Origin of the sequence: Novosphingobium sp. LASN5T (assembly GCF_003856955.1) — a bacterium.
Taxonomy (GTDB): domain Bacteria; phylum Pseudomonadota; class Alphaproteobacteria; order Sphingomonadales; family Sphingomonadaceae; genus Novosphingobium.
In genome coordinates this window covers 1-20,166 of sequence record NZ_RQSI01000032.1, presented here as the reverse complement: position 1 = coordinate 20,166, position 20,166 = coordinate 1, and the positions used below count along the sequence as shown (strand labels likewise).

Genomic DNA, 20,166 nt, shown 5'->3' with positions numbered 1-20,166 from the left:
CCATGAGCGGCTGGCTGGCCATCGCCGGTCTAGGGCCGGGCGACGAGGCGCTGATTACGCCCGAAGTCACCGCCGCTCTGGCCGGGGCAAGCGATGTCATCGGCTATATTCCCTATGTCGCCCGGATCGCCCCGCGCGCCGGGCTGACACTGCATCCGTCCGATAACCGGGTGGAGCTGGCCCGGGCCGCCCATGCGCTGGACCTCGCGGCGCAGGGGCGGCGCGTGGTGGTGGTATCATCGGGCGATCCGGGCGTTTTCGCGATGGCCGCCGCCGTGTTCGAGGCGCTGGAGGCAGGCCCGGCCCACTGGCGCGATCTCGACATCCGGGTGCTGCCCGGCATCACCGCGATGCTGGTCGCCAGCGCGCGGGCGGGGGCGCCGCTGGGTCATGATTTTTGCGCGATCAACCTGTCGGACAATCTCAAGCCGTGGAATTTGATCGAAAAACGGTTGCGGCTGGCGGCAGAGGCGGACTTTGCTATGGCCTTCTACAACCCGAGGTCAAAAGCCCGGCCCGAAGGTTTCGAACGTGTACTGGACCTGCTGCGCGAAGTGTGCGGCCCGGATCGCCCGATCCTGTTCGCCCGCGCCGTATCGACGCCGGACGAGCAATTGCGGATCGTACCGCTGGGTCAGGCCCGTGCAGACATGGCCGACATGCGGACCATGGTGATCGTCGGATCAAGCCTGACGCGGATCATCGAACGCCCAAGTGCGCGAAAGCCTAGCCCCATCCTCTATACGCCCCGCTCGGCCTTGGGTTCGGCATCATGACCCAGCCACACCAGCACATCTTCAGGGCGATAGCATTCGGCCCGGTCCGGAACGACGGGGCGATCAATCATCAGGACCGGCAAGCCCAGATACCGCGCCGCGATCAGCTTGGCCTCAGCGCCTTGCCCGCCAGCGTTCTTGCACACCACCAGATCGATGGCGTGCGCCTCCATCAATGCGCTGTCGCCTGTTGCGGTGAACGGCCCGCGATCGACGATCAGGGTGTGATGGGGCAAGCCCGGCGGCTGGTCTGGCGCATCGACAAAGCGCAACAGATAATGATGCTGCGGCTGGGCAGCGAAGGCTGCCACATGCATCCGGCCCAGCGCCAGCATGATGCGGCGGGTCGGGCCTGCCAGCGCTGCCACCGCACCGTCGATGCTGGCAACGCGGGTCCAGCGGTCTCCGGCGACCGATTGCCACGCCCGGCGGGTCAGCGCTACATGAGGCACTCCGGCCAGACGGGCCGCCTCCACGGCATGGCTGCTCATCGTTGCGGCAAAGGGGTGGGTCGCGTCCACCAGATGAGTCACGCGGTGGTGGCGCAGATAATCGGCCAGCCCCGCCACACCGCCGAACCCGCCGACACGCACCGGCACCGGTTGAGCGCGGGGGTTTTCGGTCCGTCCGGCATAGCTGAGCGTCGTCGCAATGCCCCGCGCGCCAAGCAGGCGGGCAAGCGCGCTGGCCTCTGTCGTGCCGCCCAGCAGGAGGACGTTGGGCATGGCTGATATGGCTCCTGAAGCGTGGTTGACGATCATCGGCATTGGCGAGGACGGGCCGGACGGCCTTTCCGCCGCCGCCGGCACGGCGCTGGCGCAGGCCGGACTGGTCATGGGACCGGCACGGCACCTGTCGCTGCTGCCCGCGATTACCTGTACCATGATCGAATGGCCAGTACCCTTTGCCGATGGCATTGCCCTGCTGATGCAACATCGCGGGCAGCGGGTGGTGATGCTGGCATCGGGCGATCCGTTCTGGTTCGGGGCGGGAAGCAGTGTGGCGAGCCTGCTTGATCCGGGCGAATGGGTTGCGATCCCCGCGCCTTCCACCTTCACGCTGGCGGTTGCGCGGCTGGGCTGGCCGGTTCAGGATGTGGCCTGTCTTGGCCTCCATGCCGCGCCGTTAGATCGGCTCAAGCCCCACCTGGCACCAGGGCGGCGCGTCATTGCACTGTTGCGCGATGGCGCGGCGGTGGCCGCGCTGGCGGACTATCTGACCGGCCAAGGCTTTGGCGCGTCAGCGTTGCATGTGATGGAAGCGCTGGGCGGGCCGCGCGAACGGGTTCGCACCGCGCGCGCCGAGGGGCTGTCTTTCACCGACATCGCCCATCCGGTAGCGGCCGGGATCGAGTGTGCCGGGCATGGCCCGTCCTTGCCGCTGACGGCGGGCCGACCGGATCACTGGTTTGCGTCCGACGGGCAGTTGACCAAGCGTCCGGTACGCGCGCTGACGCTATCGGCGCTGGCCCCGTGTGCGGGTGAGCTGCTGTGGGATATTGGCGCGGGATCGGGATCGATCGGGATCGAATGGCTGCTGGCCCACCCGGCCAACCGGGCCTGCGCGATAGAGGCGGATCCGGTGCGCGCGGACCGTGTGCGGGCCAACGCCGCTGCGCTGGGCGTTGACCGGCTGAAGGTGGTCGTCGGGACGGTGCCGGATACCTTGCCACCGGGACCATCGCCCGATGCGGTGTTCATCGGCGGTGGATTGTCCGATGCTTTGCTGGACGCGCTGTGGGCGCGTTTGCCCGCCGGAACGCGGCTGGTAGCCAATGCGGTGACGCTGGAATCAGAAGCGCTGCTTGCCCGGTGGCATGGCCAGACGGGCGGGAGCCTCCTGCGCATCGAACTGGCCGACGCCGCGCCGCTGGGCAGCCGCCACGGCTGGCGCGCGCGCTATCCGGTGGTGCAATGGAGCGCGGTGCTGTGATTGTCGCGGGCTTCGGCTTTCGGTCGGGCGTCAGCCTGTGTTCGCTGCGCGCCGCGTTCGCGCTGGCGGGGCAGGGGCAGCCGCCGGTCACCCATCTGGCTGCGGCGCATGACAAGCTTGCGGCGCTGGTGCCGCTGGCCGAAGTGCTGGACCTGCCGCTGATGGGCGTGGCGTCCGATGCACTGGCCGCCGTTTCCACCCCCACGCGCTCCATCGCCAGCCTGAACGCTCGTCACGTCGGCAGCGTTGCCGAAGCGTCCGCGCTTGCCGCTGCTGGCGCGGGTGCGCGCCTGCTGTCGCCGCGCCACATCTCCCCCGATCGCATGGCGACGTGCGCCATTGCTGCCAGCGTCAACCTTCAGGAAATCCCAACATGACCGTCCATTTCATCGGCGCCGGTCCCGGCGCGCCCGACCTTTTGACCTTGCGTGGACGCGACCTGATCGCAGAGTGCCCGGTGTGCCTTTATGCCGGGTCGCTGATCCCGGTGGCCGTGCTGGATCACTGCCCGCCGGGCGCGCGGATCGTGAACACCGCGCCGCTGGAATTGGACCAGATCATGGCCGAGATCGCCGCCGCCCACGCCGCTGGGCACGATGTGGCGCGGCTGCATTCGGGCGATCTTTCGGTCTGGTCGGCGATGGGCGAGCAATTGCGCCGCCTGCGCGCGCTGGACATTCCCTTTACCGTGACGCCCGGTGTCCCGGCGTTCGCCGCCGCCGCCGCTGCGCTGGAGGCAGAACTGACGCTGCCCGCGCTGTCGCAATCGCTGGTGCTGACCCGCACGCCGGGCCGCGCCAGCACCATGCCGCCCGCCGAAAGCCTGACCAATTTTGCCATGACCGGCGCGACGCTGGCCATTCACCTGTCGGTCCACAATCTGGCGCAAGTGGTGGCGGACCTGACGCCGGCCTATGGCGCAGATTGCCCCGTCACCGTGGTCTGGCGCGCCAGTTGGCCCGATCAGCGGATTGTCCGGGCCACGCTCGACACGATCGAGCAGGCCGTGGCGGGCAGTATGGAGCGCACCGCCTTGATCCTTGTCGGGCGGGTGCTGGCAGCACAGGATTTTGCCGAAAGCAGCCTTTACGCGCCCGGTTATGACCGCCGCTATCGTCCGCAGGATGCCACGTCACGCTTTGCCGGTGCGGTCGAATGAGCGCGCGCCACCAGACTCCGGGATTGATGATCGCCGCCCCCGCATCGGGCACAGGCAAGACCACGGTGATGCTGGGCCTGCTGCGCGCCCTGACCGAAGACGGGCTGGCTGTGCAGCCGTTCAAGAGCGGGCCGGACTATATCGACCCCGCGTTTCACCGCGCGGCCAGTGGCAGGCCGTCGTTCAATCTCGATAGCTGGGCGATGGAGGACGATCTGATCGCTGGCATTGCGGCGCAGGTCGGGGGTGCGGACATGGTGCTGGCCGAAGGGTCGATGGGACTGTTTGACGGCGTGGCCAGCAAGGGTGCGTCGGGCAATGGTGCCAGCGCCGACATGGCGCGCCGGATGGGCTGGCCGATCGTGCTGGTGCTGGATGTGTCGGGGCAGGCGCAGTCCGCCGCCGCCACCGCGCTGGGGTTCAGCAGCCTTGATCCGGGGCTGCCATTTGCCGGGGTGATCCTGAACCGCGTGGCCAGTCCGCGCCATGAACGGCTGGTCCGCAAGGGGATGGAGGCGGTGGGCATCCCCGTGCTGGGCGCCCTGCCAAGGCGCGGCGACCTGACCCTGCCCGAACGCCATCTGGGGCTGGTTCAGGCGGTGGAGCATCCCGATCTTGATCGCGCGATTGCCGAGTTTGCAGCGTTCCTGCGCGCCCATGTCGATCTTGACGCTATTCGCCTTGCCGCTGGTGCCGCACCACAAGCCGACGGCGGCAAGCTGCCCGCCCCTCCGGCCCAGCGGATCGCCATGGCGCGCGATCCCGCCTTTTCGTTCGTCTACCCGCATCTGATCGAAGGCTGGCGGCGCGCCGGGGCGGAGATCCTGCCGTTTTCGCCACTGGCCGATCAGGCGCCCGCCGCCCATGCCGATCTGGTGTGGCTGCCTGGCGGCTATCCCGAATTGCACGCCGGGACCATCGCCGCCGCCACGACATTCCTGTCCGGCCTACGCCGCCATGCCGAAACGCGGCCCGTTCACGGCGAATGCGGCGGCTATATGGTGCTGGGGCAGGGGTTGATCGACAAGAGTGGTGAACGGCACCGGATGGCCGGGCTGCTGGGGCTGGTCACCAGCCATGCCCAGCGCAAGATGCACCTTGGCTATCGCCATGCCGAACTGCTGGTGCCGATATCGGGCCTTGCCGCCGGGACCAGACTGCGCGGGCACGAGTTCCACTATTCCACCATCGTTGAACAAAGCGACGCGCCGCTGGCGCTTGTGACCGATGCCGAAGGCGCGGCGGTGGCCGAAAGCGGATCGCATCGCGGCCATGTCACCGGCAGCTATTTCCACATGATCGCGCCCGCTTCGTGCCGAGAAGCCCAATGATCGACCTCCACCTGATCGGCATCGGCACGGGCAACCCCGATCACCTGACAGCGCAGGCCGTGGCGGCGATGAACCAAGCTGACCTGATCCTGTTGCCGCGCAAGGGGCAGGCCAAGTCCGACCTGATCGACCTGCGCCGGGAGATCTGCGCGCAGGTTCTGACGGGGCCAACGCGGATTGTGGAATTTGACCTGCCAGTAAGAGGTGGGCCAGTGCGCGGTAATGGGGCCACTTATCTGGATGACGTCAATGCCTGGCATGATGCCATCGCGGATGCGTGGCAGGCGCAGATCACCCAGCATTTGCCCGGTGGCGGCACACTGGCGCTGCTCGTCTGGGGCGACCCCTCGCTGTATGACAGCACCTTGCGCATTGCCGATCGGCTGAGCAGCGCGGGCGTTGAAATCACCGTGCGGGTGGTGCCGGGCATCACCAGCCTTCAGGCGTTGACCGCCGCCCATGCCATGCCGTTGAACCCGCTGGCCGGCCCGGTGACGATCACCACCGGGCGGCTGCTGCGCGCCCATGGCTGGCCTGCCGGAGCCGACACGATTGTCGTCATGCTCGATAGCGGCGGCGCGTTCGAGGGGCTGCAACCGCAAGGCATCACCATCTGGTGGGGCGCTTATCTGGGCATGGCGCACGAGGCGCTGGAACAGGGCCCCCTGGCGCAAGCCGGTCCCCGGATCGCGTTGCGCCGGGCGGAACTGCGCGCGCGCCATGGCTGGATCATGGATGTCTATCTCATGCGAAGGGAATTGGCCGATGGAGCCTGAAAACCAAGTAGAAGTTGCAGGCGGCGATGCCCGCCACGCCGAAAAGATGCGCAAGAAGCAGACCGCGCAGGCCAAGATCATGGCCAGCAAGACCCGCGAACAGGGCCTGCTGATCGTCCACACCGGCAAGGGCAAGGGCAAAACCAGCGCGGCGCTGGGCATGGTGGTTCGCGCCATTGGCCACGGCATGAAAGTGGGGGTGGTCCAGTTCGTCAAAGGGGCGATGAAAACGGGTGAAAAGGCCGTGTTCGATGCCTTTCCGGACAATGTCGAATTCAAGCCGATGGGCGAGGGATTTACCTGGGACACACAGGACCGCACGCGCGATATCGCGGCCGCCCGCGCCGGCTGGGACGAGGTCAAGCGCATGATCGCCGACCCCAGCTATCACATGGTGCTGGCCGACGAACTGAACATCGTGCTGCGGTATGACTATCTGCCGGTCGATGAAGTGGTGGCGGTGCTGACCGCGCGCGATGCCATGAAGCATGTGATCGTTACGGGTCGCAACGCGCCCGACGCGCTGATCGAGGTGGCGGACCTTGTCACCGAGATGACCATGGTGAAGCACCCCTTCCGTTCGGGCGTGAAGGCGCAGGCGGGGATCGAATTCTGAGCGACGCCCCGCCTGTGTTCGACGCGGAATTTGCGGAGCAATTCACGCAATTGCTGCGCTGGCGGCGCGATGTGCGGCAATTCGATCGCCGCGCTGTGGCGGAAGCGGACATGCGCGCGCTGCTGGCCTGCGCCGCGCTGGCGCCATCGGTCGGCAATGCCCAGCCGTGGCGGTTCGTGCGCATACGGACGCCGGACATCTGCAAGGCGCTGGCCGCCCATGTCGACGGGCAAAGCGCCCATGCGGCAGAGCGTTATGCCGGGCAGGAGCGGCACGATCACTACTTGTCGCTCAAGCTGCACGGCCTGCGTGAGGCGCCCGAACTGATCGCGGTGTTCTGTGACGAACAGCCCGAGGCGGGGCACGGCCTTGGCATTGCCACCATGCCCGAAATGTTGCGCTATTCCTGCGTGCTGGCGATCCACAATCTGTGGCTGGCGGCACGGTTGCGCGGACTTGGCCTTGGCTGGGTGTCGATTGTCGATCCCCCGGCGGTCCATGCCCTGCTGGACGTTCCCGCCACCTGGTCGCTGATCGCGCTGCTGTGCATCGGCTACCCAGCCGATATTTCCGACACCCCCGAACTGGAACAGCGCGGCTGGCAGCCGCGTGAACCGTGGGCCGACCGGGTGTTCGAACGATGATTATCAATCAAAGGACCAGAAAACCATGCTGATACCCGTGGAGGACGGCCCCGCTATCGTGGCCTGCAACACCTGCCGCCACAGTGCCGATGCGCGTGAGGACGCCGCCGGAACGCGCGGCGGCGCGCAACTTGTTGCCGCGCTGCGCTCGGTTCAGCAGAGCGACGCGCGCTATGCCGGGGTTGCCGTGCAGGAAATGGCCTGCCTGTTTGCCTGCACCGATTTCTGCACCATCCACCTGCGCGCGCCGGGCAAGGTCGGCTATGTGCTGGGCCGCTTCGCCCCGGACGAGGACGCCGCTACCGCCATTCTGGACTATGCGGTCCACTATGCCGCCAGCGAGCATGGCCGGGTGCCGTTCAAGCAATGGCCGCAAGGCGTGAAGGGCCATTTCATCACGCGCACCCCGCCGCCGGGCTTCGTCGCGGAATGAGCCGGTTTGCCACGCTGGCCGCGTTTGAAGCAGCCCTTGCAGATATGCCAATCGCTGATGCGGACGCCATCGCCGCTGCGCGCGCGCGGCAGACCAGTCTGACCAAGCCAGCCGGATCGCTAGGGCGTCTGGAAGACATCGCCGTGTTTCTGGCCGGATGGCAGGGCACGGCGCAGCCGGTGATCGAACAGGGTCGCGCGGCGATCTTTGCCGGGAATCATGGCTTCGTCGTCCACGGGGTCAGCTCCTTTCCCGCCAGCGTGACCGCCGCGATGGTCGGCAATTTCACTGCTGGCGGCGCGGCGATCAACGCACTGGCCGGGGCGGCCGGACTGGATCTGCGGGTGGTTGCACTCGATCTCGACCGGCCCACGGCGGACTTCACTGTCGCTGCGGCAATGGACGAGACAGAGTGCCTTGCTGCACTTTCTGCCGGAGCGGCGGTGGTGGAGCCGGGGCTGCACCTGCTGGTCGTCGGCGAAATGGGCATTGGCAATTCGACCGCCGCCGCCGCGCTCTGCGCGCGCAGTTATGGCGGCACGCCCGCGCAATGGGTCGGGCCGGGCACCGGGGTTGATGCGGGCGGAATCGCGCGCAAAGTGGCGGTGGTGGAACAGGCACTGGCCTGTCATGCCAATGCGCCGGACACCCCGTTTGAAATCCTGCGCCGGTTGGGCGGGCGCGAAATCGCCGCGATTGCCGGGGCCGTGCTGGAGGCGCGCCGTCTGCGTATTCCGGTGGTGCTGGACGGGTTCATCAGCTGCGCCGCGCTGGCGCCGCTGGCCGCCGCCGTTCCGGCGATCACCGATCATTGCCTGGCGGGCCATTGTTCGGCTGAACCGGGGCATATCCGACTGCTGGGGCATTTGGGCCTTGATCCCCTGCTTTCGCTGGGGATGCGATTGGGCGAAGGCAGCGGCGCCGCACTGGCGGTGTCGGTAATCCGGGCAGCGCTGGCCACGCACAATGGTATGGCGACATTTGCCGAGGCCGGGGTGGCAGACGGCTTGTGAGCAGCTTTCCACTTTACCTCTTGCGCCATGGCGAACCGGAAGGCGCGGGGCGGCTGATCGGCCGCACCGATGCGCCGCCTACGGCCGCCGGTATCGCGGCCTGCGCCGATCAGGCGCGGGATCTGGCGGCGGAAGTGCTGATCGCGTCCGACCTGTCACGGGCGCGTTTGGCGGGCGAGGCCATTGGGCTGGCGACCGATGTGCCGCTGTCAATCGATCCGCGCTGGCGCGAGCTGGACTTTGGCGCATGGGACGGGATGGCGCCGGGCGATGTCGAAGGCGCGGCGCTGGCGCGGTTTTGGGACGATCCCGATGGCCATGCGCCGCCCGGTGGAGAACGCTGGTCGGCGCTGGTGGAGCGTGTGTCCGCTGCCATTGACGATCTGGCCGCGCGGCCAACGCTGATCGTCACGCACGCTGGCGCGATGCGGGCGGCGCTGGCGGTGTTGTGCGGGTTTGACATGCACCAGACGTGGGCCGTTGACCTGCCCTACAATTGCCTGCTGACGTTGCGCGTCTGGCCCGGAGCAACCCCCACGGCACAGATCGCGGGGCTTTATCCGTGAGGGGCTTCATCATCGCCCTGCAATTCCTGACGCGGCTGCCTATGCCAACTCCACTGCGGACAATAGTCGTGGATGATGCCGCGTTTGCCCGGTCGATGCGCTGGTTTCCCGCTGTAGGCCTGGTTATTGGTGCAGCGGTTGCGGGAGCCGCATGGGCAGGCGCGCTGGTCGATCACCGGCTGGGCACATTAGCCGCACTGATCGTCTGGGTGGGCGTGACCGGCGCGCTGCACCTTGATGGCCTGGCCGACCTCGCCGATGCCAGCGGCGCGGCGCATAAAGATCGCGAGCGGCTGCTGGCCGTTCTGGCCGATCCCCATGTCGGCAGCTTCGGCGTTGTCGCGATTGTGCTCCAACTGCTGAGCAAGTTGGTGCTGCTGGATATGCTGGTGGATGCACGGGCGTTTGGCGCGCTGGTACTGGTGCCGTTTGCCGCGCGCATCGGCCCGCTGGTGTGGACATGGTGGCTGATGCCGCTGCATCAGGGGCTGGCGGCTCGATTCCGTTCCGCCATCGGCGCGATCGATCTTGCGGGCTGGGCGGCCGCGCTGGCAGCGGCGGCGTGGTTCACTCCGGCGCTGCTTGTCACACCATTGCTCGTTCTGTGGTGGGGGAGGCACGTGCGCCGCGCGTTGGGCGGGATTTCCGGCGATGGCCATGGTGCAGGCATCGAGTTGATCGAAACCGGCTTGCTGCTGAGCGTGGCAATCACGGGCCTATGGATACACACGACATGAACAGTTTTAGTTTTCACGGCGGCAGGTTGGCCGATGCCATGGCGCAGTTCGGCATGGGCAAGGCGCCGTGGATCGACCTGTCCACCGGCATCAATCCGCATGGCTGGCCCGGCGCGGACAATCTGGCAGTGGACTGGCAGGCGCTGCCCGACACCGGCGCGCTGAACGATCTGGAGGCCGCCGCCGCCGCCTGTTTCGGCGCGGACCCTGCCCATGTCTGCGCTGTTCCGGGCACGGAGATCGGCTTGCGCATGCTTGGCGATATCCTGCCCGGCCCCGCTATCCATGCCCAGCCCAGCTATCGCACCCATGGCGAGATGATTCCCCGCAGCCGTCCCGTAGCCCTGACCGAATTGGCGGGGACAGAGGAAGCGACCCTCATCATCGCCAATCCCAACAACCCCGATGGGCAGATCACCCCGCCCGCGACGCTGCTGGGCTGGCTGGAGGCGCGGCGCGACAGCGCAGCGTGGCTGGTCGTGGACGAAGCCTTTGCCGATGCCGCCCCGCACAGCAGCCTTGCCGCCCATGTGCAGGACGAACAGCGGCTGATCATCTTCCGCTCGTTCGGCAAATTCTTCGGGCTGGCCGGGGTGCGGCTCGGCTTTGTGCTGGGACCGCGCGCGCTGATCGCGCAATATCGGCAGCGGTTGGGCAGTTGGCCGCTATCGGCAGCGGCGCTGGCCATCGGCACGGCGGCATATCAGGATGTGGACTGGACAGCCGCCATGCGGATGGCCTTGCTTGAACAGGCGGATGCGCTGGACGCGGTGCTGGCGCGGCGAGGTTTCAGCGCGATAGGTGCCTGCCCGCTGTTCCGGCTGATCGAAACGGACAATGCCGCCGCGCTGTTCGAACGCCTTGCGCGCCATGCCATCCTGACGCGGCCGTTCGATTACGATCCGCGCTGGCTGCGCCTGGGCCTGCCCGCCGACCGAGAGGCGCTGGATCGCCTTGATGCGGCGCTGGCTGATGATTGATCTGACTGCTTTCCTGGCCTTGGTGCTCGACGCGGCAGTGGGCTGGCCTCAGCCGCTGTATCGCCGGATCGGCCATCCTGTGGGCATCTTTGCGCGGATTATCGCCGCGCTGGAACGGCGCTGGAATGTCCCCTCGCGGTCCGATGGACAGCGGCGCATGGCCGGGGCGGTCACCGTCCTGCTCCTGCTGGGTGTGGCGGGCGGTGCGGGCTGGGTGCTGCAAAGTCTGCTCGTGGCAATCGCCGGGCCTTGGGCCTGGCCCCTGATCGCTGTGCTGGCCTGGCCGGGTCTGGCGCAGCGCAGCCTGTACGACCACGTGCGCCCCGTTGCCGATGCGCTGGAGCGGCAGGATATGCCCAGCGCGCGCGCCGCAGTCGGCATGATCGTTGGCCGTGATACGGCGGCGCTTGATGAAGCGGGTGTTGCCCGAGCGGCGATCGAGAGTCTGGCGGAAAGTTTCTGCGACGGGGTGGTCGCGCCGTTGTTCTGGCTGCTGGTGCTGGGGCTGCCCGGTATCTGGGCCTATAAGGCGATCAACACCGCCGACAGCATGATTGGGCACCGCGAGGAGCGATGGCGCGCCTATGGCTGGGCTGCGGCCCGCACCGACGATGCGATGAATCTCGCGCCAGCGCGTCTCGCGGGATTGCTGATCTGCCTGTGCGGCGGGGGTGGCTGGCGGATAGTATGGCGCGATGCGTCCAGGCACGCCTCGCCCAATGCGGGCTGGCCCGAGGCCGCGATGGCCGGGGCGCTGGGGCTGCGTCTGGCGGGGCCAATCGCTTATGACGGGATTCTTTCGGACAAGCTCTGGATTGGGGAGGGAGACCGCCCGGCCCGGGCAGAGGATATTCAGCGCGGATTGGGCATCTACGCCCGTGCATGTCTGTGCCTGTGGTTGATAGCGGCCGGAATTGCAGGAGGTGCAGCATGGGCGCTATAATGCTTCAGGGCACCGGCTCTGATGTGGGCAAATCCGTGCTGGTGGCGGGGCTGTGTCGCGCCTTGGTGCAGCGGGGTTTGCGGGTCTTGCCGTTCAAGCCGCAGAACATGTCGAACAATGCTGCCGTCACCAGCGATGGCGGCGAGATCGGCCGGGCGCAGGCCTTGCAAGCGATCGCCTGCAAGGTGGAGCCGCATACCGACATGAATCCGGTGCTGCTGAAACCGCAGGCGGATCGCACATCGCAACTGATAGTGCATGGCCGGGTGCGAGGCACATTGGGCGCGGGCAATTTCCGGCAGGCACGGGGCGCTTTGCTGGGCGAAGTTCTGGCCAGCTATGAGCGGCTCCGTCAGGCCTGCGACATCGTCGTGGTCGAAGGCGCAGGATCTCCTGCGGAAATCAACCTGCGCGCAGGCGACATTGCCAACATGGGATTTGCGCGCGCGGCAGGCGTGCCAGTCGTGCTGGTGGGCGATATTGATCGCGGCGGAGTAATTGCCGCCATCGTTGGCACGAAAACGATTATCGACCCGGCCGACGCGGCGATGATCCAGGGCTTCATCATCAATAAGTTCCGGGGCGATCCCGCCTTGTTCGCCGATGGCTATGCCCAGATCGAAAGCTTGTCAGGCTGGCGGGGTTTAGGTGTTGTCCCGTGGCTGGGGGCCACCGCGCGTCTGCCAAGCGAGGATGCCGTGGTACTGGAACGCGGCAAGATGCGCGCAGGGGGGCGCACCATGATCGCCTGTCCGATCCTGCCGCGCATTTCCAATTTCGATGATCTTGATCCGCTGAAGCTCGAACACGAGGTAGAACTGCACATGGTTCCGCCCGGTCAGCCGATTCCGGCAGAAGCCGCGCTCATCATCCTGCCCGGATCAAAGGCGACCATTGCCGATATGGCCGCTTTGCGCGACGAAGGCTGGGACATCGATATTCTGGCGCATCACCGGCGTGGCGGGCTGATCCTTGGGATTTGCGGTGGTTACCAAATGCTCGGCAAAAGTATCGCAGATCCCGATGGGATTGAAGGTCCGGCCAGCGCTGCCAGCGGCCTTGGCCTGCTTGATGTCGAATCAACCTTGCACGCCCACAAGGCGTTGCGCCCGGTCAGCGGGCTGGCGATGGACGCGCCTTTTCAGGGGTATGAAATGCACATGGGGCAAACCAGCGGGCCGGACACGCAGCGGCCCTTCGCCCTGCTTTCCGATGGACGCTGCGATGGCGCGATTAATGCAGGCGGAACGGTGTTTGGTTCCTATGTCCACGGCCTGCTGGCCGATGCGGAGCTGCGCCGGGCACTACTGTCGCGCATGGATGTAGAAGCCGGGGGCGTGGACTATGGCTTCACCGTCGAGGCGGCGCTTGACGAGATCGCAGTCGCGCTGGAGGAGGATCTCGATATCGACGCGCTGGTGGCGCTGGCGATGGCGGAACGCCCCGCCTCCGTCCCAGCGAGAGACAGTGCATGAGCAGTGCCTTGCCCCATTTGCTGGTGCTGGGCGGAGCTCGTTCGGGCAAAAGCCGCTTTGCCCAATGCCGGGCAGAGACCCTGACAGGTAAACTGGTCTATCTGGCGACAGCCCAGGCCTTCGATGATGAGATGCGCGAACGAATCGCGCTGCACCGCGCCGATCGCGGTCCGCGCTGGTCAACTGTCGAGGCACCGCTGGACCTGGCGGTGGCAATCACGGCATATAGCACGCCGGAAACGGTGGTGCTGGTCGATTGCCTGACGTTGTGGGCTTCGAACCTGATGCTAGCGGAACGCGATACTGCTACCGCTACGGAAGGACTGGCGCGCTCGCTTTCAGCCGCACGGGGGCCGGTCATTCTGGTCGCCAACGAAGTGGGTCTGGGCATTGTACCCGACAACGCCCTTGCCAGAAGGTTTCGCGATGTTGCGGGCCGCATCAATCAGGAAATAGCGGCAGTGGTTGAAGAGGCAGTCATAATGTTCGCCGGCCTTCCATTGACGCTGAAACCTAAAGGATGAGCGGCTAGCCATACCACTTGCCACTGTGCAACTCGTGGGGGCAGGTGGTATGGGGCAAAGCCAGATCCAGCGTGTCGGTGACGTCGCCAGCAATGATTGTGGTGCATAGCTTCCACTAGATGATGTAGCGGGAATAACGGTGTCTGCGGCTCGCTGATTAGCGAGTATGCCTTCGGACTCGGGGATCCCCGACCGCAGAGGTAATCACCGAAGTGCGCCAGTGCTCGCTGTCGACCGGTCTTGACAGCCTGGCCCGTTTTTTGTCCCGGTGTTGACACCTGAGCCGGAAACCTTTTGCCCCAGACCCCCATCCGCCCCATCTCACGCTAGCTAAGGCGGGTTGCGGCGAAGTCTGCCGTTTGAGCGGCGCACGTCGAACGGCAGCATTGTCCCAGCCCTCGTCATTCAAGCGCTCCACTGTGGCGGTAAACGAACGACGGGTTCCGACGCCGCAGCCCAAGCCCCTGAACGTCTGGAAGCAAGGCGGTAATTTACATCACATCGTCTTAGTAGCAGCCGCCCCACCCCTTGCGCACCGAAGTGCCAAAGCAGACGTCAGGTGTTGGACAAGCCCGCAGGTTTCAACGCAAGGACCTGTCGGGCGATGATGTGCCGACCGAGAGACGCCCGTTATCATGCAGAGGCATATTGGTTATTGTCCCTGCATTTGCTTCGCGCGCGCCGACGCCGCCGTGGGAATGGTGCGGACCGTGTTGCACTCGGTGCCACCGGCACCGAACTGATTGGGTTTGACCTCGATGGAGACGCGCCGCGTTGTGCCATCGGCTTGGGGCACCAATTCGACAACGATGACGGGCACGTTCGCAGCGGCAGTTCCGTTCGATGGGCTGCCCTTGATCGCCCCCGTTCTCGGGTCGATCGTGATCCAGCAGGGCAAATCCCCGCCGTTTTCGGCCATGGCTGTTATCATCTGGCCCTTCGGTGCGGGCGCGATCTGCGGGCGCAAAACTTCGCGATTGGGGTCCATTTGTGCAGAGACCGGATCGCCGTGAGTCGGTTTGACGTTTGTGTCATGCCCGCTCATCGATGCAGGCTCGGCGAACTGAGTTACGGGACGGGAACTTGTCGTGTCGTTCGACATCCCCTTGGATCGTTCGGTATCGTTCATTCCTGTCCGATCGCCCTGCTTGTCGCGCTGCGGCTCGGCCGTGATGCTGGTGCCGCCGCCCTGCTGCTCGCGCTGCGGCCCGGTCGTGGTGGTGGTGCCGCCGCCCTGCTGCTCGCGCGGCTGTTGCGTGATGGTGGTCGTAACGCCGGTCTGGTTGCTGCCTGGCTGCGCGGGCGGGGTGTACGTGATCTTGGGCGTCGGCACGATCGCGACCGGTGCGGCCGATTTGATGGGATTGGCCGGGACCGGAACAACGGCCTGACTCACCGCGGGCAGGTTACCGGCACGCGAAACGGCACGCGCCTCGGGGGCCGCAAGCGGGGTTGCTGCTTGAATGGCCGCGCCGACCGGCGCGACGGCCGCGGGCGCCGCCGCGTTGCTTAGCCCCGCTGCGGGAGACACCGCTTGCGCCCGCGCGCCCGGGTTGGCCGTTATGGGCGCAACCGTGATGGCACTGGAGGGCACTCCCGAAATCCCGGTAGCCCGACCCACGGCCGTTTGCGGGCCCGCAGTAGCAGCCCCTTGTCGAAGCGCGGTTCCACCGGTGGCTAGCGCGCTAGCGCCGCCCGTCTGCGGAGCTTCGGGCGAGAGACTGTCGGCCTGGTTTCGTGTGGTCACCACGCCCACAGCGACGCCGGGATCGATTGCCACTTGCTGAGCACCCGGGCCGGTGATCACCTGCTGCACGATCGGCGAAACGCCGTTGCCGACAAACGCCGGACCCGATTGCGAGGTGATGCGGGTGTCGACCGTCTTTTTGTCGGTCTGGTTGTAGACGTTGAATCCGCCCGAACCGCTGCCCTCGGTTTCAAGCTTGGGCTTTGTGGGAGGAGTGCCCCCATCGGTTTGCCCTCCCGGGTTCGGCGACGGTATCACCGGATTCTGCGCGGCGTTCGCATTGGCCCGTGCTCGGCCCCCTGATGGCGTCTGCAGGACTGCATTCTGTGCGGCGTTGGCGTCCGCACGGGCACGGTTTCCGGTGACGCCGCCCGTGTTCGCGTTGGAAGGTGCATTGCCGGCCGCCGCCGGATCCTTGCCGCCGGTCCCCGGCTTGGCGTCCTTGGGTGCCTGTTCCAGGCCGATGGCCACGTTGAACCCGCCGCCCTGTTTCTGGTTGATATCGACCACCGCCTGGTTCGTTACCGTGCCCTTGGTCGCAACCACGTTGGCGCCGGTAGCTGCATCGATACGGGTGCCCTGCAGGGTGACGCTGTCGCCCGCGACATTGACGGTGCCCTGGCTGGAGGAAAGCTTGACCACCTCGTTCTTCACCGCGTTGGTGCGGTCCACCTGGTAACCGCCCTTCACTTCCAGGCTGTTGCCATTGACGTCACCCGGCGTGCCACCGTTGCTTGCCTTCTTTTCCTTGCCCACGGTGAAGTCCAGGCCGGCATTGGCGGTTTCCGCCGTGCTGGTCGAGGTGGAACGCGCAGCCTCCAACAACACGTTGCCCCCGGTGGCCCCCACGTCCACGCCCTTCGCGCCGCTGATTTCGGTGCCGACGAGCCGCAGATCGCCCCCCGTAGTTGTGACACTGACCTTGCCCGAACCCGATTCGATCTTGCCGACGACAGCTTCGCTGCTGGCGCTCGAACTCTTGCCGTATTCGGCCTCAACGCCCCCGGCCACGGTCTTGCCGATGATGTCGACGCTCAGTTTCTGGTCGACGCCGACTTCCTTGCCGGACTTGTTCTCGGTGTTCTGCGCGGCCTGATAATCGAACGATCCAGCCTGGATCGCAACGCCCTGATCGCCCTTGATCTGCGTGCCTTCGAGCGAGGTCTTGCCGCTGGTGACGGAAACCACGCGGCCACCCGCGTTGTAGCTGGATGTGACGGCCTTGCTCGAGCTCTCGCTTTCTGCGGATTGGCTATGGGTAAAGCCCTGCTTCACCCCCGCGCCAAGCTGTGCGTCGGTGGTCAACCCTTGCGAGACGCCGGCATTGGCAGTGACCCCGATCTCGAAGACATCGCTGCGGCTGGAGGTCGAGGAAAACTTCGTGTCCGCTGCGGCGCGATCGGTCAGCGTCGTCGCGCTTTGCAGGATGTCTCCGCCTGCGGCGATCTGTGTGCCCTGATCATTAATCGCGTTCTTCGCCACGCGGACGACGTCCGTGCCAGCTGACAGCGTGGTGGTGACCGCGTGCGTGCTGCCCTCTACCGAGCTTTGCGATTCATTGGCGACGCGGACCCCCGCGCTCGCATCGACCTGGACCTTGACCCCGGCGGTGGCCCCGAACTTGGCCGGGCTGCCCGCGCCGCCGGCTTGTGCGGCGATCTTGTCCGGCGAAAGCTGCACCGAACCTTCGACCCCAGCCTCGGCCTCGGCCTTGCCGCCGGCCGTGAGGTAAAGTCCGGCAGTCGTCTGGCTGCTGCTCGACGTGGTGATGTCGTGATCGGTCGCCGCCAGGTTGTTGATGTTGGTTGCGGATTCGACCAGCTTGCCCGCCGCCGAAAGGTTTGCGCCGCGCGTGGTGATGTCGTTGTCCGCCACGATCACCAGGTTGCCGCCCGAACTGATCTGGCTGCCCACGTTGGTCAGCTTGTCGGTGGTGTCCTTCGAACTGGTGACTCGCGCGCCGATCGTCACCGTGCTCGATCCTTCAGCCGAAGCCTTCGCGCTGGCATTGCCGCCCGCTGCCAATGCGGCCTTGCCGTCCTTGCCCGCGACCGCGCCGATCGCGCCGGCCTTGGCCTCCGCGCTCGCCTTGCCTTGCGAATCGACGAAGATGCCGACCGATGTGGTCTTGCTCGTCGTCGTGCTCGTCTCGGTGTTCTCGCCGGACAGGATGTTCACGTCCTTGCCCTTGAGCACGAGATCACCGGCGGTGGTCGCCACATTCGAGCCCTGAATGGTCAGGGTGTTGCCCGCCACGATCGCGCCCTTGTCGCCGAACGTCACGTTGGAGGCGACGCTGTCGGACTTCTTCGCCTGGCTGTCGGTCACCGTCTTGCTGTAGAAGTTGAGCGAGGAGGAATTCTTGCCCTCCGCCGATGCCTGGGCCTGGGCCGAAACCTCGCCGCCAGCGCCTGTCTTCTTCGCGAAGGCGCTCGCGCCCGCAGACGTCGTGCCCGTGCTGCTGCTGCTTACGCACAGGATGCAACTGGTTTCCTTGTGGCTGGTCACCTCGCTCGTGTCAGCGCCGGCCACGATGTTGACATCGTTGGTGGCCTGGATCAGCCCGCCCTTGTCCGCGCTGACGTTCGAGCCCTGGATCGTCACGTTCCTGTTGTTGACCAGCGCGAGCTGGCCGCCGGCGGCGATCCCCGACGAAACGTTGCGCGTTTCCTTGTCCGTCGTCCGAACGGATTCGCTGCCGTAAAGTCCGCCGCCCACGCCAAAGCCCGATTTTTTCGAATCGACCGTCGTGGTGGTCATGTCGTTGCCTGCAAGGATGTTGAGGTTGTTGCCCGAGGTATCGACAACGACATCGCCGCCGGCCTTGATCTGACTGCCGCCGGTGATGTTCGTATCGCCGCCCGACTTGACGTAGAGAGAACCGCCGGTGGTGACGTTCGATCCCACGTTCGTTGCGGTGTCGACGGTGGTGGTGGTGGTCCGCTTCTGGAAGACGCCGCTGTATTTCTCGGTCGTCTTCGAACTGCTGGTGTCGGTGGCCGCGGCAATGGTTACCGCCCCGCCGGCCACGATAGCGGCATCGCCCCCGGCGTTCACGTTGCTCCCGGTGATCGTGGTCGATCCCCCGCTCTTGAGCACGAGGTTGCCGCCCGCACTCAGGTTGGAGCCAATGTTGGTGGTGCTGGTGGATTGGCTGGTGGTGGTCGTGCGGCCCTGCTTGGTTTTCGATGCGCTTGCTTCGGTGGCGGTCACCGTGCCGATGTCGATGGCATTGCCCGCGTTGAGCACCAGGTCCTTCCCGGCGCTGACCGTGCCGCCCTGGACCCTGATGTCTTTCGCCGCGTTCAGTGTCAGGCTTTCGCTCGCCACGATCGCGGCGCGTGGACCGACCTGAGTGGCTACGGTTGTTCCGTTCTGCAACGTCTGCGTCTGGGTGGCGACCTCGATGCTGCCGCCGCGCGTCGTCAGCGCCAGGTTCTTACCGTAGAGGTTGTTGGTCCCGTCGACCTTGATGCCCTGGTATTGGTCAACCGAAAGCGCCGTGCCCGCGGCGATGGTGCCGCCCTTGAGGTCGACCGCCGTGTTGTCGGACCGCAGCGCGATCCTGTCCGCCGAGATGGTTCCGCCGGTGTTGATCACGTCGCCAGCCGCAACGATCGCCACCGATTGCGTGCCCTGGATCGTGCTCGCCAGGTTGGAAACGGTCCCGGTGGCGGATTTGAGATAGACCTGCCCGCCGGTGATCTGCGCGCCGTTGGTGTTGAGAATGTTGCCGGAGGCGCGGATGACGTTGGTTTTCGTGCCGGTGATGGCGCCGCCATCGTTGGTGAGCGAGGTCAGCTGCAGGTTGACGTTGTCTGCGATGATGCCACTGCCGGTCACCAGCGCGGCCTTGGTTGCGGGCGAGAGATAGACGACCGGCGCCAGCACGCTTTCGCCGCCCACGGTGGTGCGCACCAGCCAGATGATGTCACCGGGCAGCGCGGCGGCCTGCGCCTCGGTCAGCGGCTGACCGATGGTAAGGCCGTTGGCCTGCGCGTACTTCGCGGCATTGTCATAAAGCGCGGAAAGCTGGTCATCGAGGCTGGCATAGCTGGACAGCAGCGTGCGCCCGGTGGCGCCGAGCAGTTGCTGGCTGATCAGGTACGCTTCGTAATCGGCATCGCCCAGCCGCTTGCCCAGCGCATCGGGTCCGATGCCGAGCTTCTGTGCCAACAGGTCCGAGCTGAGGCTGGCGAGCGGCATGGTGAACAGCGGGTTCGATTCGACCAGGAACTGCCCCGACGAGCCCGGCACCGTCACGAAGCGCCCATTGGGATTGGTCGGCAGCGTGACCGTGGTGCCGCCGAACGAAACCGCGGGCTTGCCGCCCACCGTGGTGACGCTGACCGGATTGGCAATCGCGGTCGGGCCGGTGCCGGTGACGGCGGTCGCGCCCGTCATCGCCCCGCTTACCCCGGCGATCATCGTGGAGGTGCCGGCCGCCAGCGCGGCGCCGCTGCCCGCGCCGGTCCCGGTCGCAGCCGTGGCGCCGGTCGCGCCGGTGGTGCCCA

The 20,166-nt window shown here is 66.3% G+C and carries 18 protein-coding genes; 16 read left to right on the top strand and 2 right to left on the bottom strand.

Annotated elements, in window-relative coordinates; all coding sequences use genetic code 11:
• The first annotated feature begins 2 nt into the window (after positions 1 to 2).
• Positions 3 to 776: a precorrin-3B C(17)-methyltransferase gene (gene cobJ / locus EH199_RS17735; protein WP_124810533.1), complete on the top strand. Its 774-nt coding sequence runs from the start codon at positions 3 to 5 to the stop codon at positions 774 to 776.
• On the opposite strand, the gene EH199_RS17730 is transcribed toward cobJ, so the two are convergent.
• On the bottom strand, positions 740 to 1,501 hold the full coding sequence (locus EH199_RS17730) for a cobalt-precorrin-6A reductase (protein ID WP_066653801.1): 762 nt from the start codon (positions 1,499 to 1,501) through the stop codon (positions 740 to 742). The two genes, cobJ and EH199_RS17730, sit on opposite strands and share 37 nt — an antisense overlap.
• Between EH199_RS17730 and EH199_RS17725 the strand changes: the two genes are divergently transcribed.
• The 15 genes from EH199_RS17725 to cobU are packed head-to-tail and all read left to right on the top strand — an operon-like array spanning position 1,500 to position 13,905.
• Positions 1,500 to 2,708, top strand: coding sequence for a bifunctional cobalt-precorrin-7 (C(5))-methyltransferase/cobalt-precorrin-6B (C(15))-methyltransferase (locus EH199_RS17725; protein ID WP_066673515.1), 1,209 nt, complete (start codon positions 1,500 to 1,502; stop codon positions 2,706 to 2,708). The genes EH199_RS17730 and EH199_RS17725 overlap by 2 nt on opposite strands.
• Entirely contained in the window at positions 2,705 to 3,085 is a 381-nt protein-coding gene (locus EH199_RS17720; protein ID WP_066653889.1) for a cobalamin biosynthesis protein, read from the top strand. Before EH199_RS17725 ends, EH199_RS17720 begins: the two co-directional genes overlap by 4 nt.
• Positions 3,082 to 3,867, top strand: a complete 786-nt coding sequence (cobM, locus tag EH199_RS17715; RefSeq protein ID WP_073977031.1) for a precorrin-4 C(11)-methyltransferase — start codon at positions 3,082 to 3,084, stop codon at positions 3,865 to 3,867. Before EH199_RS17720 ends, cobM begins: the two co-directional genes overlap by 4 nt.
• The gene (locus EH199_RS17710; protein WP_073977032.1) at positions 3,864 to 5,198 is read left to right on the top strand and encodes a cobyrinate a,c-diamide synthase; all 1,335 of its coding nucleotides are present in this window, start codon (positions 3,864 to 3,866) and stop codon (positions 5,196 to 5,198) included. The genes cobM and EH199_RS17710 overlap by 4 nt, the downstream gene beginning before the upstream one ends.
• Positions 5,195 to 5,974 (top strand): precorrin-6A synthase (deacetylating), encoded by a 780-nt coding sequence (gene cobF, locus EH199_RS17705; RefSeq protein WP_124810532.1) that lies wholly within the window; start codon positions 5,195 to 5,197, stop codon positions 5,972 to 5,974. Before EH199_RS17710 ends, cobF begins: the two co-directional genes overlap by 4 nt.
• Positions 5,964 to 6,590, top strand: a complete 627-nt coding sequence (gene cobO / locus EH199_RS17700; RefSeq protein ID WP_066653789.1) for a cob(I)yrinic acid a,c-diamide adenosyltransferase — start codon at positions 5,964 to 5,966, stop codon at positions 6,588 to 6,590. Before cobF ends, cobO begins: the two co-directional genes overlap by 11 nt.
• A gap of 14 nt (positions 6,591 to 6,604) precedes the next feature.
• Positions 6,605 to 7,234 carry a 5,6-dimethylbenzimidazole synthase gene (gene bluB / locus EH199_RS17695; RefSeq protein WP_124810531.1) on the top strand — a complete coding sequence of 210 codons (630 nt, stop codon included), beginning with the start codon at positions 6,605 to 6,607 and terminating at the stop codon, positions 7,232 to 7,234.
• Positions 7,235 to 7,259: 25 nt separating this feature from the next.
• Positions 7,260 to 7,667 carry a DUF1636 domain-containing protein gene (locus EH199_RS17690; protein WP_066653785.1) on the top strand — a complete coding sequence of 136 codons (408 nt, stop codon included), beginning with the start codon at positions 7,260 to 7,262 and terminating at the stop codon, positions 7,665 to 7,667.
• Positions 7,664 to 8,680, top strand: coding sequence for a nicotinate-nucleotide--dimethylbenzimidazole phosphoribosyltransferase (gene cobT, locus EH199_RS17685; protein ID WP_066653783.1), 1,017 nt, complete (start codon positions 7,664 to 7,666; stop codon positions 8,678 to 8,680). The genes EH199_RS17690 and cobT overlap by 4 nt, the downstream gene beginning before the upstream one ends.
• Positions 8,677 to 9,246 carry a histidine phosphatase family protein gene (locus EH199_RS17680; RefSeq protein ID WP_066653780.1) on the top strand — a complete coding sequence of 190 codons (570 nt, stop codon included), beginning with the start codon at positions 8,677 to 8,679 and terminating at the stop codon, positions 9,244 to 9,246. Before cobT ends, EH199_RS17680 begins: the two co-directional genes overlap by 4 nt.
• Positions 9,243 to 9,983: an adenosylcobinamide-GDP ribazoletransferase gene (locus EH199_RS17675; RefSeq protein ID WP_066653778.1), complete on the top strand. Its 741-nt coding sequence runs from the start codon at positions 9,243 to 9,245 to the stop codon at positions 9,981 to 9,983. The genes EH199_RS17680 and EH199_RS17675 overlap by 4 nt, the downstream gene beginning before the upstream one ends.
• The gene (gene cobD, locus EH199_RS17670) at positions 9,980 to 10,963 is read left to right on the top strand and encodes a threonine-phosphate decarboxylase CobD (RefSeq protein ID WP_073977036.1); all 984 of its coding nucleotides are present in this window, start codon (positions 9,980 to 9,982) and stop codon (positions 10,961 to 10,963) included. The genes EH199_RS17675 and cobD overlap by 4 nt, the downstream gene beginning before the upstream one ends.
• Positions 10,956 to 11,906 carry an adenosylcobinamide-phosphate synthase CbiB gene (cbiB, locus tag EH199_RS17665; protein ID WP_066653886.1) on the top strand — a complete coding sequence of 317 codons (951 nt, stop codon included), beginning with the start codon at positions 10,956 to 10,958 and terminating at the stop codon, positions 11,904 to 11,906. Before cobD ends, cbiB begins: the two co-directional genes overlap by 8 nt.
• A complete protein-coding gene (locus EH199_RS17660; protein ID WP_066653776.1) occupies positions 11,894 to 13,381 on the top strand; it encodes a cobyric acid synthase in 1,488 nt (495 codons plus the stop codon). Before cbiB ends, EH199_RS17660 begins: the two co-directional genes overlap by 13 nt.
• Positions 13,378 to 13,905: a bifunctional adenosylcobinamide kinase/adenosylcobinamide-phosphate guanylyltransferase gene (gene cobU, locus EH199_RS17655; protein WP_073977033.1), complete on the top strand. Its 528-nt coding sequence runs from the start codon at positions 13,378 to 13,380 to the stop codon at positions 13,903 to 13,905. The genes EH199_RS17660 and cobU overlap by 4 nt, the downstream gene beginning before the upstream one ends.
• A 652-nt stretch (positions 13,906 to 14,557) precedes the next feature.
• On the opposite strand, the gene EH199_RS17650 is transcribed toward cobU, so the two are convergent.
• A partial coding sequence (locus tag EH199_RS17650) for a hemagglutinin repeat-containing protein (protein WP_148092163.1) occupies positions 14,558 to 20,166 on the bottom strand: 5,609 nt, incomplete at its 5' end.